The following is a 14,006-nucleotide window of genomic DNA, read 5'->3' on the forward strand; positions in this document are numbered from 1 at the left end:
ACATGGGGCCAATTCATCATCTAGGGCGGAACGGCCCCATGGTGAAGCGGTAGCCAGAGGGTGAAGCGGGTTCCGGCGCTGCTCGATTCCCAGTTCACGGCGCCGCCGATGGCCGACGCGCGCCGCTGCTGGTTGCGCAGCCCCCGCCCACTCCGTCGCAAGGCCTCGTCAACGTCGAAGCCGGCCCCGTCGTCTTCGATCACCACGCGCACGCCCCGGCCATCCGTGGTGGTGCTGAAGCAGATGGTGGTAGCCCGCGTGTGGCGCAGCACGTTGGCCACGCATTCCTGCATGATGCGCAGGATGTGCAGCGCGCTGCCCGGGTCCAGCCATGGCAGCGCGGGCACCGGCTGCACTTCCCAGCGCAGCGCGAGGCCGGCGCTCTCGATGCGCGGCGCCAACCTGAAGCGCAAGGTCGCCAACAGCAGCAGCAGATCGGCGTCCACGCTTTCCATCGAATCGATCGCCAGCTTCAGGTCGTCCATGCAGCCCTTGAGCACGCCGGAGATCTCGGCCTTGTTCATGACGCCCTGCTCCACCGAACGGATGGCGCTGATCAGCGACGAGCCCAGGCCGTCATGCATGTCCTGCATGAGGCGTCGGCGCTCGGCACCCAACATGTGCTCGTTCTCGATCACGCGCATCCGCTGGTAGCTTTGCTCCAGTTCGGCCTCGCGCGCCTGCAGGCGCTCCGCCAGACCCTTGTTCAGCCGGCCCACCTCGGCGAACGCGCCGGTGTAGCGCTGGAACATGATGTACGAGAAGATGAAGAACAGGCCGATGATCGCGTAAGGCGAGGTGTACACGCTCTCCGGACTCACCAGGTTGTTTTGCAGGAGCCCGTCGTACGAGGTGAACGCGACAGCCAGCACGGCCCAGCCCGCCACCAGCCGCCCCTCCGGCAATCTGGCGCGCAGTGCCTTGTGCAGATTCACCGTGAAGATCAGCACCGCAATGGGCAGCACCATCAGGTTGAGCAGCGGCGTGACCAGATACAGGTTCGCAAACGCCGCGTGAGGCATCGCCGCGATGCTGCTGGCCGTTGCGAGCGCCACCGAAGAACGGGTCAGCCAGGCCGAGGGCTGCTGGTGCAGGCGCTGCAGAAACAGGTGGATGAGAACGATCAGCCAGAGCAGCGAGGCCACGGTGATCCATTCGAACCACCCGTCCGAGACCGGGAGGTTCTCGCCGCTCACGTAGTAGTGCAGCGTGCGCAGAAAGGCCATCGCGGAGATGGCAAAGAACAACAGATAGAGTGATCCGCGCCTTCGGCCCAACCACACCGCCAATGCGAAGGCACCCACCGCGAGGAACGCGGCGCTGCCCATGAACGGCAGCTGCACCTGCAGCAGCTGGCGCGCCTGGTAGCGCCAGTTCAGTGAATCCTGGTCGCCCACCCACACGGTCGAGAATCCGCTGCCGCTGCTGCGCAGCCGGTCGACGCGAATCAGGACCGACGCCGGCGACATCGCATGCGCGGTCGCATTCAACGGCATCAGTAGCGGATGGTTGTAGCCGTTGTGCACGGGGCTGCCGTGCGATTGATAGAGCAAGACGCCGTCGCCGTACACCGCAATGTGGCCGAGGGTCTTCCAGCGCGGAAGGTAGAGAAAGCGGTGCTGCGCCGATGGCGCGAGCTGGGTCAGATCGATGCGGTACCAGTCGGTGATGGTTCGCACGCCGCCCATCGACGTGGGCACCAGTTCGCGCTCGGCCGTGTGCGGGAGGCTGACCGTCTTCCACCCATCGCTCGGCAGCTCGGCGTCCTCGGCGCGACGCGGAGGGGCGGAATACCCCGCGCCTGAAACCGACAGCAGCTCGGCGTGCCTGACGTGAAGGACGCCGCTCTGCCGCTGCACCTCGTCCGCGGCCGGAGCCTCGCTGGCGTGCGCGCAAGGCAAGGCCGCGAGCGGCAGGGCGAGCCACAGTTTGGCGATCCACCGGACGACCCGCGAACCACCTTTGCGGCCGGCCGTCATGAAATGCTTCGGACCTGGATGCCAGCATCACCCGCCATCGTGGCGACACGAAGAGTGTGGTGGCCGAACACGACGTGAGACGCTTTCATCAGGACACAATTATGTGCTGGACCAGCCACACATGCGTCCTGCGGGGCGAAGGGGACCGATTTGCCCCGGCGCCATGCTCTGGTACAAAGCCTCCATGACGGTCCCACTCGCGACCTCCATCGTCGATCTCCTGCTCGGGCTAAAACTCGGGGCTTCCGACAACGTCGCGCACGATCGCTGGTCGCTCGAGGGCGTCACCTGGAAGTCCGAACAAGAGGGCGCGATCGAAGTCGGCGCTCGCCAGTTCGAGGCGATCGCGCTTCGGCTGGCGTCGGGCGCGATCACTCTGGAGATCGACCGCATTGCCGTGCGTGAACTCGTGGGGCACCTGCGCACCGACGCCGGCGCGCCGCATCTGACGGCGTTGGAGGCTGCCGAGGCCGAGCTTTCGGGCGTGAGGCTGCAGGGTCCGCTGACCATGCCGCCGCAGCTGCGGGCCGCGTGGCAGGCCTTGCGGAGTACGGATGCGTCGGCCACGCCCAGCACGGCAGCCGAGGCCTGGTGCCTCGGCCCGCTCGACGCGGCAGACGGCACGATCCGCGGCGAGATCACCGACGCGCACCTGCTGTTCGACGCCGATGTCACCGTGCCCATTCGGCAGGGGCACATCGACTTCAACGACGCGACTGTCGAACATGTGGGACCGGACTCGCGCATGGGCGTGAGCCGGCTGGGCCTGTATGTCGACGCGCCGAATGGGCGCAGCTATCTCTACCAGTTCGCATCGGCGCCGCTCGCGGGTGTGGAATTCGAGCGACGCGGCGCTTTGCTGAATCCGTGGGTTTCGGAACGCGGCAAGCTGCACCTGAAGACTTTCGCCGAGACGATGCTGCGCCAGAGTGCCGGGGGCCAGGGCCAGGGCTTGACGGAGCAGGCGCGCCTGTTGCTCGGCCGTACCGCGCTGTCGGGCGAAGTGCAGCTCAGCGACGGACTCTTTGCCGTACCGGGCCTGCACGTGCGACTGGAGGGGCGCGCCGAAGGACGCAATGCGGTCGCCATGCACTCCGAGGCCCTGGGCCAGGGATTGACCGTGGAGATGGCCGCGCTGTCGGCCAGCAAGGCCGTGGCGGATTGGAGGGGCGCGCAACTGGGCTGCGAGGAGATCACGGCACGGCTCAAGCTCCAGCTGCGGGTCGAAGGGCAACAACTGCGCTTCGTCCTCGAGATCGAGAACTGCAAGGTGGTCGGAGCGCGGGTCGATCTTCGTCCACATCGGGACGCTCGAAACGCGTAGCGGCGGCGGCAACCTGGCTATCTCGCAAGCGCGCCGGCCGTGGGCGCCTTCGAGACGACAATCGAAGGAGCCCGTTTGAACTCACAGCCATGACCATGCCCCGCCTCGACGACCCTCTCCACGACGCCGAAATCGGCTCCCGCGACAGCACGCTCGACACCACCCGGATCGACGACGTGCGCATCGGCGCCGTTCGTCCGCTCATGACCCCTGCCCTGCTGCAGGAACGCGTGCCCGTGCGCGACAACACGCTGGCATTGGTCGAAGGCAGCCGCGCGGCTATCGCCGACGTGCTGCATGGCCGCGACGACCGGCTGATCGTGGTGGTCGGCCCCTGCTCCATCCACGACCACGACCAGGCCATCGAATATGCGCAGCGCTTGAAGACGGTGGCCGATTCCCTGCAGGACGACCTGCTGATTGTGATGCGTGCCTACTTCGAGAAGCCGCGCACCACCGTGGGCTGGAAGGGCTACATCAACGACCCGCACCTGGACGGCAGCTTTGCGATCAACGAAGGACTGGAGCGCGCGCGGCGCCTGCTGCTCGAGCTGACCACCCTGGGCCTGCCGACCGGCACCGAGTTCCTCGACCTGCTGAGCCCGCAGTTCATTGCCGACCTGATCGCCTGGGGCGCCATCGGCGCCCGCACCACCGAGAGCCAAAGCCATCGGCAGCTGGCATCGGGCCTGAGCTGCCCCGTGGGCTTCAAGAACGGCACGGACGGCAGCGTCAAGGTCGCCGCCGACGCCATCCTCGCGGCGCGCGCACCGCATGCCTTCATGGGCATGACCAAGATGGGCATGGCGGCCATCTTCGAGACGCGCGGCAATGACGACTGCCACGTGATCCTGCGCGGCGGCAAGGCGCCCAACTATTCGGCCGCCGACGTCGCGGCCAGCTGCGAGGCGCTGGTGGCGAACGGCCTGCGGCCGCAGGTCATGGTCGACGTCTCGCACGGCAACAGCAGCAAGCAGCACCAGCGACAGATCGTGGTCGCCGAAGACGTGGCGGCGCAGATCGCGGCCGGCGAGCGGCGCATCACGGGCCTGATGATCGAAAGCCATCTCGAGGAAGGACGACAAGACCTCAAGCCTGGCGAGGCACTGAAGCACGGTGTCTCGATCACCGATGCGTGCATCGGCTTCGCCCAGACGGTGCCGGTGCTCGAGGGCCTGGCGACCGCGGTCAAGGCGCGGCGGCGCTTGTCGAAGGTTTAATGCTGGGGGGCTATTGCGCCGCCACGATCACATGCGCCTGGATCTTGCCGGCCACCTCGCCCTCGCCGTGGCGGCTTTCCATCGCTTCCGCGGCGCGGTCCGTGGCCAGCTGTAGCAAGCTGGCGTCGCGCGCCTCGATCTCGTTGCGCAGCGGCGTTCCCTGGCAATAGGCCATGGCCACGTCGCGTGCCGAAGGCGCGCGGCTCAGCTTTTCTCGCGTTTCGATCTGGACATTGGCGAAGCCTGCGCGGCGCAAGTCCTCGCGGATCAGCGCGACTTCGTGATAGCCGTGGGGGGTGCGGGCCAGGAACCGCGGCGGATCGTTCGGGAACAGCGTGGCCACGGCGTTGGTGATGTCGTCGGCAAAGGCGTTCTCTTCGATGCGGTCCCAGACACTGAACACAAAGCGACCGCCCGGCCTCAATACGCGGCGCGCCTCGGCATAGCCCGCGGTACGGTCGGGGAAGAACATGGCGCCGAACTGGCAGCAGACCACGTCGAACGAGGCATCTTCGAACGGCAGGTCGAGCGCGTCCGCCTGCCGCCATTCGATCCGGGAATCGGGCGGCTGCCGGCTGGCGGCATAGTCGAGCATGGGCTGGTTGAGATCGGTCACCACGTAGCGCGCGTCAGTGCCGAGCTTTGGTGCCAGTGCCCGCGTGACCACGCCGCTGCCCGCTGCCGTTTCAAGCACCGCGCCGGGCGAGAACCCCGCGACCAGCGCCGCCGTATCGTCGGCGTATGCCTGGAAGATCAGAGGCACCATCAGCGTGTCGTAGAGCTTCGGGATCGAGCCCGCAAACACCTTGTCGCTCTCAGCCATGGAGTTCTCCTTGAAGCCCTGACGATCGGACGCTATGGTGGCCCGCGCATGCCACCCGCGTCAATGTCGGCCGCTCAAAAAAGAATGATCCACTCCCCGCGCAGATAGCGGTACACGTAGCTGGGCCCCGAGAAGGTGGTGCTGCGGCTGTAGCCGGCACCGAAGCGAAACACCTGCGACCCCCTCACCGGGCTTTGCAGGCTGAAGTCCAGCAGTCTCGTCGGCTGGCTCAGGTCATGATTGATGGTCTCGTTGCCGAGCCCCGCCGTTACCGCGGCGGTCCATCCCTGGAACCGCTGCCGCCAGCTGACCGCAAGCATCGACTCGGCATAGTTCTTTGGATTGAAATAGGCGCGGTCGACGTCCTCGTGGGTGCTGCGGTACGTTCGATAGCGCGCCTGCAAGGTCAGGCCCAGGTCGAGCGAGGGCTGATAGATCAGCCGCACGCGCCCGTGGTCACGCCGGTTGCCGTCCGAGAAATACTGCTGCGCCACCAGCCCGACCAGGGTCACGTGGCTTCCGAGCCCCTGGTCCACGGCCACGCCGACGAAAGAAAAATCGATGCCCCGGTCCAGCGACTTGGGTGTTTCCACCCAGTCGCGGGTCAGCAGGAACTCCACCGCCGTGCTCTTGGTGGGCGACAGGCGGTAGTTGCCGTCCAGCGTCAGCAGCGAATGCCCGCCCTGCTGGAACACGCCGGCTTCCAGGGCGCCTCCGTCGCCGCTTCGGGTTTCGATGGAGCGGGCGAGGAACGAGATCTTCTGCCCGGCGCGTCGCCAGCTGTCCTGCTTGTATTGATAGTCGCCGAGGCGGAAGCCCAGGAAGCGATCCGCGTTTTCGAAGGCAGGAAAGAATTCGACAGACACGCGGCGCGACTGAAAATGATCGCTGTCGTTGGTCACGAAGAATTCCGTGCCAAAAGCCATGTCGGCTTTTTTTTCCTCGTCCTTGGCTTCCTCAGCTTGGCAGTTAGCCGCCATCAGCACCATGAATCCCAAAGGAACCGCAGCAAGGTTTCTGAATGGCACCGTCATTTCGTGCCCCAGGCCTTGGGCTTTCTGAACAATTCATCGAGGTAGCCGAGGATGCTGGCCGGCTGCAGGATCAGGCTGTACAGCAGCACGTAAACAAAGAAGCCCTGGACATTCTTCCGCACGACCAAGCCTGTCTTCTTGAACATTTGGCGTTCAATGGAAAACATCAGAAGACTCAATGCAAAGGTGGCTGGCAACAGCGCAAGCGTCATGAGCCCCACGATCCAGTAATAGCCGAAAAACGCAAGTACCAGTCCAGGTATGAATCCGATGGTGAACGCCAGGTCCAGCCACGGAAACAACAGGTTCCAGTAAATGAAGAAAGTCGACAGGCGGGATTTGAGGAGAATCCCCGGATGCTTGAGGAAGGCTTCGGTCATGCCGCGCGCCCACCGCTGGCGCTGCTTCACCAATTGCTTGACGGTACTCGGCACATTGGTGAACAGGCAGGCGTCCTCGCAGTGTCCGACCCGGTAGCCGGCCTTCAGCAGGGCCCAGGTGAGCACGATGTCTTCCCCCACGCATTCGGGCCATCCGCCCACTTCGGCGAGCGCAGCCCGGTCGTAGACCGAAAAGGCACCCTGCGCCACCAGGGTGCCCTGAAACAGCGATTGAACCCGCTTGATGGCCGAAATGCCATGAAAGTAATCCCATTCCTGGCAGCCCGTGATCCAGTTCTGGCGTGAATTGCGGACCAGGATTTTTCCCGCCACGGCGCGCGTATTCGGCGGATCCGCCTGATATCGCTCGACGATATTGGTCAGCGCTCCCCGGTACAGAAACGAGTCGGCATCGACCGTGATGACCAGGTCGTGCAGGACTTCCTTCAATCCGATATTCAACGCGCGTGCCTTGCCCCCGTTCTTTTTCAGATCGACGAAGGTCAGCCACGGATATTGATCCAGCGCACGTTCGACGACTGCAGATGTGTTGTCTGTCGAACCGTCGTTGATCACGATGACTTGCAATCCGCCGGGGTAGTTCTGATGGCCAATGCTGACGAGTGTCTCCTCTATGGACGCTTGCTCGTTGTATGCGGCAACCAGGATGGATATCGGAGGGTAGACGGACAACGTGCGATGCGGCGGCCGCTTGTCCAGAATCAGGCTGATGGCCAGGAACGCATTCATGAAACCCGGAATGATGGCAATGCCATACACCAGGAAAACAGCCAGCACCAAGCCCACATGGTCCTGCAGATCCGCGAACCACGGCTCCGCGGCCCAGATCGAAAAACCCATCCAGGCGCTGGCGCCGATCAACGCAATAAGGAACTTGCCCGATACCGGCAGGTAGAGCATTCGCCGCAGCGATTTCCGGCCATCTTCGTTCATGTCGCCCTCGAGAGTCCTAAAAATGTAACGCGCACGGCGCCCTGTGAACAGTCTGTTTACATTTGTCGAGGCGAGATAGCAACTATGAAGCGAGGAGCCTTGCGCCGCTCGGCCCGCTTCCTGCTAACGGTGGTTTCTCCCCATTGCCCACAGAGAGATCGCCATGTCCCAATTTCGCGCCACCCGCCGCACCGTACTGCACGTCCTCGCTGCAGGGGCAGCCTCGGCGGCTCTTTCCGCCTTCGCGCAGTGGCCCGACAAGGCGATCAGGATCATCGTGACTTTTCCACCGGGCGGCTCCAGCGACGTGCTGGCCCGGCTGATGGCGGAGCAGTTGTCCAGGAAGCTGGGGCAACCCGTGGTCGTCGACAACAAGCCCGGTGCGGGCGGCACCATCGGCGGCGCGCAGGTGGCCTCGGCAGCGCCCGACGGCTACACGCTGATGCTCTCGAACACCACGCCGATTGCGCTCGGCCCCTTCACGCTGGACAAGCAGCCCTACGATCCGGTGACGGGCTTCAGCCACATCGCCCACCTGGGCGCCGCGCCGCTGGTCATCATGGCCAGCAAGCCCTCTGGCCTGCGGAGCTACGCCGATTTCGAAGCGGCCGCACGCAAGGACGGCCACATCGACTTCGGCTCCGGAGGCCCCGGGTCGGTTGGCCACATACACGGCGAGCTGCTCAAGAAGATCACGGGGATCAATATGGTGCACGTGCCCTATCGCGGCGGCGCGCCGATGACCACCGACCTGATCGCCAACACCATTCCAGTGGGCATCGACGTCATCACGGCCTATGTGCCCTTTTTCAAGAGCGGCCAGCTGCTGCCGCTGGCGGTGACAGGCCCGCAGCGCTCCCCATTAATGCCGGAGGTGCCCTCCATCGTCGAGCTCCAGCAGCCCAGGCTGGTTCTCGAGAACTTCTTCGGCCTGTCCGGCCCCGCCAAGCTGCCGGCGGACGTGGTCGCGCGGCTCCATGACGTCTGCAACGAGGTGCTGGTGATGCCCGAGATCCAGAAGAAGCTCACCGAACTCGGCATCATCGCCAAGCCGGAATCAACCGCCGAGTTCAACACCTTCGTCAAGGCGCAGGTGGACGTGCTCGGTCCGACGGTCAAGGGCGCGGGAATCAAGCTCTAGCGCTCAGCGAGCAGCTCGCGTCGGGCCACGGGCGCGGGTCGAGCCACTGCGCCGCAGCCTGCGCCGATGCCGCTTCACGATGCTCGTCGCCACGCTGATTGCGAACAGGCCGATCATCTGCTGCAGGAGCTTGGCGGCGGCCACCCGGGTGCGATCATCGAGCTTGCGCCGGGTGACCTCGACCTTCTCGAGTGTTTCGACGTGACCCTCTTCCTGCTGGCGCACGGTGACGATGTCGGTGCCCTGCTCGTCTTGATGCGCCGCCAGTTCCGTCGCGGCCTTGGCCTTGCTCGCAGCCACCGATCCATGGGCATTGGCGTAGACCTTGGTGAATTCCGCACCCAGCAGGAAGACCTGCGCCGCGTAGTACACCCAGGCCAGCAGCACCACCAGCGATCCGGCCGCGGCAAAAGATTCGGTCACGCTGCTCTTGCCGAGATAGAGGCCGATCAGCACCTTGCCGATCTCGAAGAGCAAGGCCGTCACCGCCGCGCCGATCCAGACGTCGGGCCACGCGATCGGTGCGCTCGGCATGAGCTTGTAGATCATGGCGAACAGCAGCGTGAGAATGCCCAGCGTGACCAGCGCGTTGATCGACTGGAGCAGCAACTCCCAGCCCGGAAAAAGCCCCTCGCTCCAGTTCCCCAATGCTGCGAGCACGGCACTGACCACGAGCGACACCATCAACAGGAATGCGAGCCCCAGGATCAGCCCGAACGACAGCACCCGTGCACGCAGGATGCCCCAGATGCCGCTCGGCTTCGCGCGCTCGGGTACGTGCCAGATGCGGTCGAGCGCGCTTTGCAGCTCGGCAAAGACGGTGGTTGCGCCGACGATCAGCACCACGATGCTGATGCCACCGGCAATCAGCCCGCGCGACGGCTCGTTCGCGCTCTTGACCAGCGCCTGCACCGCGAGCGCGCCCTCCTGCCCGATCAAGCCCGCCAGCTGCGCGGCGATCTGGCCCTGCACCGCCTCCGTCCCGAAGAGCGCACCCGCCACGGCGATCACGATCACCAGCAGTGGCGCCAGCGAGAACATCGTGTAGTACGAGATCGCTGCGCCCATGCTGGGCGCGAAATCGTCCACCCAGGCCGCGGCGGCCTCCTTGCACAGGCGCAGCAGATGCTTGAGCTTGTTCATGGCAAAACGAAGCTCGCTCTTTCGCGCCAGCTAAGTTGTAGGTAGACACCGCTTCAGCGTGCAAGGTCCGCGCCGTCGGCCTGCGGCCGCAGCCAACGGGCGGCGTGGCCGCGCAGTGATTCGATCTGGATCCAGACCATCGCGAGCTCGGCCCGATATAACCGGACGACGTGATCGGCCGCGGCGGCGCCGCCGGCCGCCGCCGCAGGCCCCGGATCGATCGGATTTGCGCTTGCCCGGCCGGCGTCCTGCGATGCACCTTCCACACCTTCCATATAGGCAGCCAGCGCCTCCAGCGCGACGGCTGCGCTCTCGGACTCGGCATCCAGGGCGGCCAGCTGCTCCGGCGCATGCAGTGCCACGCGGTGCGCGCCGAGCGCCGACAGATAGCCGAGGAGCGCGTGCGACTGGATCAGGAACCGCATCGCGACGCCCGCGCGCGGACGCACGACGCCCGGCTCGCGGTACATCTCGAACACGGCGGTGGACAGTGTGGCGTCGGCGTTGTGGGCATTGCGCCTTGCAAGCCGGTAAGCGAGGTCGTCGCGCGCGCCCGAGTGGTACTGGCCGGCGATCTGCCGCAGGTAGTGCGCATGGTTGCGCAGCACCGTGGCGGCCAGGTCGCCGAAGCGCCGCGCCTGCCAGTGAGGCAGCACCAGCACCATCGCAAGGGCGGCGATCACGCTGCCGATGGCGGTGTCGATCAGCCGCGGCACGATCAGCAGCTCGCCGTCGCCCACCTGGTTGGAGCACATCAGCACCAGCACCGTGATGGCCGCCGTCGCGAGCAGGTAGCGCGTCGCGCGTGTGGCAAAGAAGAAGACCCCCGCGGTCACAGCGACCAGCGACTGCACCCAGGGCTGCGGGAACAGCGCCAGCAAGGCCCACCCGGCCACCACGCCGAGGGTCGTTCCTGCCATGCGCTGACCCATGCGGGACACGGTATCGCCCCAGGCCTGCTGGCAGACGAACAGCGTGGTCAGCAGGATCCAGTAGCCTCGCACCGGGTGGATCAGCAGCATCACGCCGTAGCCCGCCATGAGTGCGACCGCCAGGCGCAGCGCATGGCGAAACAGCGTCGACTCCGGCGTGAACTGGCGCCGCACGCGCTCCACCTTCTCTCGCCACGATCGCGGCGAGCGGTCAAGAAGCCCCATGTCGGCGCGGCCGGCCCTGGCCGAGGGCTCGATGGCACCGGCGAGCTGCCCGTCGAGCTGCGCCAGGTTCCGCGCCAGCGCCTCGATGGACGCGAGCAGTGCCAAGCGGCGCGGCTCGCGAACCTGCGCGCGCTCGTGCTCGATGGCCCCTTGCAACTCCGCCAGCGCCCAGCCCGTCTGCGGGCCGGCGTCGAAAGCTTCGCGCCGCTCGATCGAGCGCGCAAGGCGCCGGCAGGCTTCGCCTTGCAGACTCAGCACGCGCTGGCAGCGGTAGAGCAGGTCGCTGTGAAAGAACGCATCGGCCAGCGCGTTGTAGTCGTCATGCGAGGAGGTTGCGCGCTCGTGCACGTCCTGGGCAATCAGGTACAGGCCGCGGTAGCGCGCGATGCGGCCCTGCGGTGCGCGCGCGCCGATGCGCCGAAAGATGCCTTCCTTGGCCGCATTGAGCTCGCGCACCACGTCGGCGTTGAGCTGCGCCAGCGAGAGCCGCTTGCGCTCCACGTCGATGCCGCGCAGCGGCTCGAACAGCGAGGCCTTGAAGCACACGTAGTCGCCGAGCACGGAGAACAGCTTCACCAGCCGCACCTGCACCGGCTGAGCCGGGAAGAACGCGCACCATGCCACCGAGAACACGCCATACCAGGCGGCGCCCGCCAGCAGCAGCAAGACCTCCCGGAGCCTCGCGGCTTCGCTTGCGGCCGCGCCGCCATCGGTGCCCAGCGTGGCGTAGATCGCAAGGATGAGCGTGGCGTAGCCGATGGCCTTGTAGCGCGCCTCGATGGCACCCAGCATCGTGAGCGAGAACGCCGCCAGCGCCAGACCCAGGATGAAGAAGATCGGCTTGTCAACCCACGCCACGACGGCCAGCGCCGCCACCATGAAGCAGGCCAACGTGACGAGCTGCGCGCGCAAGCGGCCCCGCGCGCTGTCGTCGGTCTCGGCCAATGCGCTGGCAATGGTGCCCAGAAACAACGGGGTCAGGGCTTCGGCGTGGCCGCTCAGGCTGCCGATCGCCATCAGGCTTCCGAGAGTCAGCAACACACGCAGGGGCTGGGCCTGGCCCGTCAGTTGGCGAAGGCGGTGGCACAAGGCATCCAGTGGAAACGAAAACATCGCGGTACTTCGTGCACGATGCATGCCAGCACGCCGCTGCACTCGCGCCGTCGACTTGTACTGGTCGACGGTGAATGTGTGCTGTGGAGCGCGATTCCGGTGAAGTAGGTCATTCAAGATCTACTTCGTAGTGGGATTACGAGTCTAGAAGAGAGCTCCGCGGATCCCGCCCGATCACCGATGCCCCTCCTGGCCGACTGCAGCCGGTCACAGGCTCAGAGCTAGGGACCCAGACCGGCCTCTCACGGCTTGCGCATTGGGGCCGTTCGGGACGCAAGCAAGCACGATCCTCATCGGCTCCAATAGCTATGGCGCAGAAGCCAAGGTCCGGAGGAAGAAATCGGCGATCCGCGAATTAAGCGCGGGAACCAGCTGCCCCCGGTCAAAATTGGGCGGGTCACGTAGCAGGCGCTGCGCCACGCTGCCAATCTCCAAGGGCGGCATTGGGGAGAGCATCGAACCGTGGCCACCCTCCGGCAAGCGCATGACGACTTCGCATCGGGGTTCACATGCGGAAAGGATTGCTCCCGCGTGGAAGCGGGGCACTTGGTTGATGTCTTTTTCCGCGATCACAAGCCCCAGCGCAGTTGCGGGCTGCTTCAAGCTCGCTGGATCAAAGTCCGCGGCGAATGGGACCATGGCCACCACGGACTTGACCCGCGGGTCGAAGCCACCTTGAATTGCATCGTCGGAGAAGCGCGCTGCGATAACGGCCTTCGCCAGCCAAATCTTTGGTTCGTCCATCCAGTCGCCGTTGAGCAATGTGAAGAAACCGACGCAAGACGAGAAATCATCTCTGATGTGCTCTTCGCAGTGGTTCCTGAAGCGCGTTTTTGACCATTTGCCGCCGGCCATAGACAAGGCCGTATGTCCACCAGCAGACCCTCCGAACAGACCGACCGAATCAAGGCGCAAGTTAGCCGCCAGTGACTGGCTGCCGGCTACGACATCGATGGACTGAGAAACTTCGATCGGCCGCTTGATCCAACTCCCGGGTCCTGGCTCCGATGGGTCAAGGTAGTTGTCGCCTGCGTGCTGAGGCAGGGCGACGGTAAATCCCCGGTGCACCAGAACTCGCGCCAAATCTGCGTGCACCCATGGGCTTCCGCCCGAGCCATGAGAGATCACAACGAGGTGTTCATTGCCCTTCGACACGCGACCGTTGGCTGCCCATGACAACTTGAACGGCCCCTGTATGGCTGGCATCTCTGGGTCCGAAGACGGGTAGAAAACGGTGACGAGTCCGCCGCCAGGCTGCGGCAACTGCATGAAGCCCAGGGTGGGCGATTGTGCGTGCGCGGATTGCCCAGCTGCCAGCAAGCAAACACAGATGGTTAACAGTGCGCGACGGCGACAAAAGGCTTTCCAAGCCCTTGCCAATCTGGTGCCCGCTAGCAAGCTGGCCGCAACAACTGAAGTGCGACTTCTTGTCGCAATCTGAAACGGTGTCATGCCTGAATTGTGGGTGATTGGCGGCTGTCTCGAATGTCGGATCGTGCCCGCTGCCGAGTGCTTTTCCCACCGACTTTGGAGCCTCGGCGCGGCACGAGCGCCTACAGGACCATCAGCACCCCTATCGCCGTGGCTGCCCCCGCGCGCCACGACCGGGTTTCTGTTAGCAACATCATTGCGCCCAGTAGGACGTTCGGAAGTGCGGACTTTGCACTGTTGGCGTTCGTGGCTGCGGGCGCAAGCTGTGTTGCGCAACAGCAATCAGAGCCAAGCCTAGAAAAAGGGG

At 65.1% G+C, this 14,006-nt stretch carries 10 protein-coding genes; 3 read left to right on the forward strand and 7 right to left on the reverse strand.

All coding sequences use genetic code 11. From position 1 onward, the window contains the following. Positions 1–20: 20 nt before the first annotated feature. Positions 21–1,979, reverse strand: a complete 1,959-nt coding sequence (locus tag J2X92_RS21215) for a sensor histidine kinase (RefSeq protein ID WP_307578445.1) — start codon at positions 1,977–1,979, stop codon at positions 21–23. Between the two features lie 184 nt (positions 1,980–2,163). On the opposite strand from J2X92_RS21215, the gene J2X92_RS21220 reads away from it, so the two are divergent. Beyond that, positions 2,164–3,303, forward strand: coding sequence for a hypothetical protein (locus J2X92_RS21220; protein ID WP_307578447.1), 1,140 nt, complete (start codon positions 2,164–2,166; stop codon positions 3,301–3,303). 95 nt (positions 3,304–3,398) lie between these two features. Beyond that, positions 3,399–4,523, forward strand: coding sequence for a 3-deoxy-7-phosphoheptulonate synthase (locus J2X92_RS21225; protein WP_307578649.1), 1,125 nt, complete (start codon positions 3,399–3,401; stop codon positions 4,521–4,523). Positions 4,524–4,533: 10 nt separating this feature from the next. On the opposite strand, the gene J2X92_RS21230 is transcribed toward J2X92_RS21225, so the two are convergent. The 3 genes from J2X92_RS21230 to J2X92_RS21240 all read right to left on the reverse strand — a co-directional run bounded on the left by J2X92_RS21230 (position 4,534) and on the right by J2X92_RS21240 (position 7,714). Continuing rightward, positions 4,534–5,346 (reverse strand): class I SAM-dependent methyltransferase, encoded by an 813-nt coding sequence (locus J2X92_RS21230; protein WP_307578449.1) that lies wholly within the window; start codon positions 5,344–5,346, stop codon positions 4,534–4,536. Between the two features lie 74 nt (positions 5,347–5,420). Beyond that, complete coding sequence (locus J2X92_RS21235; RefSeq protein ID WP_307578451.1) at positions 5,421–6,374, reverse strand: hypothetical protein; 954 nt, start codon at positions 6,372–6,374, stop codon at positions 5,421–5,423. A 2-nt stretch (positions 6,375–6,376) separates the two neighbouring features. Continuing rightward, a complete protein-coding gene (locus tag J2X92_RS21240; RefSeq protein ID WP_307578453.1) occupies positions 6,377–7,714 on the reverse strand; it encodes a glycosyltransferase in 1,338 nt (445 codons plus the stop codon). 163 nt (positions 7,715–7,877) lie between these two features. On the opposite strand from J2X92_RS21240, the gene J2X92_RS21245 reads away from it, so the two are divergent. After that, positions 7,878–8,855 carry a Bug family tripartite tricarboxylate transporter substrate binding protein gene (locus J2X92_RS21245; RefSeq protein WP_307578455.1) on the forward strand — a complete coding sequence of 326 codons (978 nt, stop codon included), beginning with the start codon at positions 7,878–7,880 and terminating at the stop codon, positions 8,853–8,855. A 3-nt stretch (positions 8,856–8,858) separates the two neighbouring features. Here J2X92_RS21245 and J2X92_RS21250 read toward each other — a convergent pair whose 3' ends face one another. The 3 genes from J2X92_RS21250 to J2X92_RS21260 form a co-directional block, all read right to left on the reverse strand. After that, a complete protein-coding gene (locus tag J2X92_RS21250; RefSeq protein ID WP_307578458.1) occupies positions 8,859–9,998 on the reverse strand; it encodes a YihY/virulence factor BrkB family protein in 1,140 nt (379 codons plus the stop codon). 53 nt (positions 9,999–10,051) lie between these two features. Further along, complete coding sequence (gene yccS, locus J2X92_RS21255; RefSeq protein WP_307578460.1) at positions 10,052–12,268, reverse strand: YccS family putative transporter; 2,217 nt, start codon at positions 12,266–12,268, stop codon at positions 10,052–10,054. Between the two features lie 306 nt (positions 12,269–12,574). Beyond that, the gene (locus tag J2X92_RS21260) at positions 12,575–13,720 is read right to left on the reverse strand and encodes an alpha/beta hydrolase family protein (RefSeq protein ID WP_307578462.1); all 1,146 of its coding nucleotides are present in this window, start codon (positions 13,718–13,720) and stop codon (positions 12,575–12,577) included. Positions 13,721–14,006 lie beyond the last annotated feature (286 nt).

This window comes from Variovorax paradoxus (assembly GCF_030811855.1).
In the GTDB taxonomy this organism is placed as follows: domain Bacteria; phylum Pseudomonadota; class Gammaproteobacteria; order Burkholderiales; family Burkholderiaceae_C; genus Variovorax; species Variovorax paradoxus_L.

Bases quoted from the DNA above. Each gene is read 5' to 3' on its own strand.
- J2X92_RS21215 (WP_307578445.1), bottom strand. From the start codon at position 1,979: ATGACGGCCGGCCGCAAAGGTGGTTCGCGGGTCGTCCGGTGGATCGCC.
- J2X92_RS21220 (WP_307578447.1), top strand. From the start codon at position 2,164: ATGACGGTCCCACTCGCGACCTCCATCGTCGATCTCCTGCTCGGGCTA.
- J2X92_RS21225 (WP_307578649.1), top strand. From the start codon at position 3,399: ATGCCCCGCCTCGACGACCCTCTCCACGACGCCGAAATCGGCTCCCGC.
- J2X92_RS21230 (WP_307578449.1), bottom strand. From the start codon at position 5,346: ATGGCTGAGAGCGACAAGGTGTTTGCGGGCTCGATCCCGAAGCTCTAC.
- J2X92_RS21240 (WP_307578453.1), bottom strand. From the start codon at position 7,714: ATGAACGAAGATGGCCGGAAATCGCTGCGGCGAATGCTCTACCTGCCG.
- J2X92_RS21245 (WP_307578455.1), top strand. From the start codon at position 7,878: ATGTCCCAATTTCGCGCCACCCGCCGCACCGTACTGCACGTCCTCGCT.
- J2X92_RS21250 (WP_307578458.1), bottom strand. From the start codon at position 9,998: ATGAACAAGCTCAAGCATCTGCTGCGCCTGTGCAAGGAGGCCGCCGCG.
- yccS (WP_307578460.1), bottom strand. From the start codon at position 12,268: ATGTTTTCGTTTCCACTGGATGCCTTGTGCCACCGCCTTCGCCAACTG.
- J2X92_RS21260 (WP_307578462.1), bottom strand. From the start codon at position 13,720: ATGACACCGTTTCAGATTGCGACAAGAAGTCGCACTTCAGTTGTTGCG.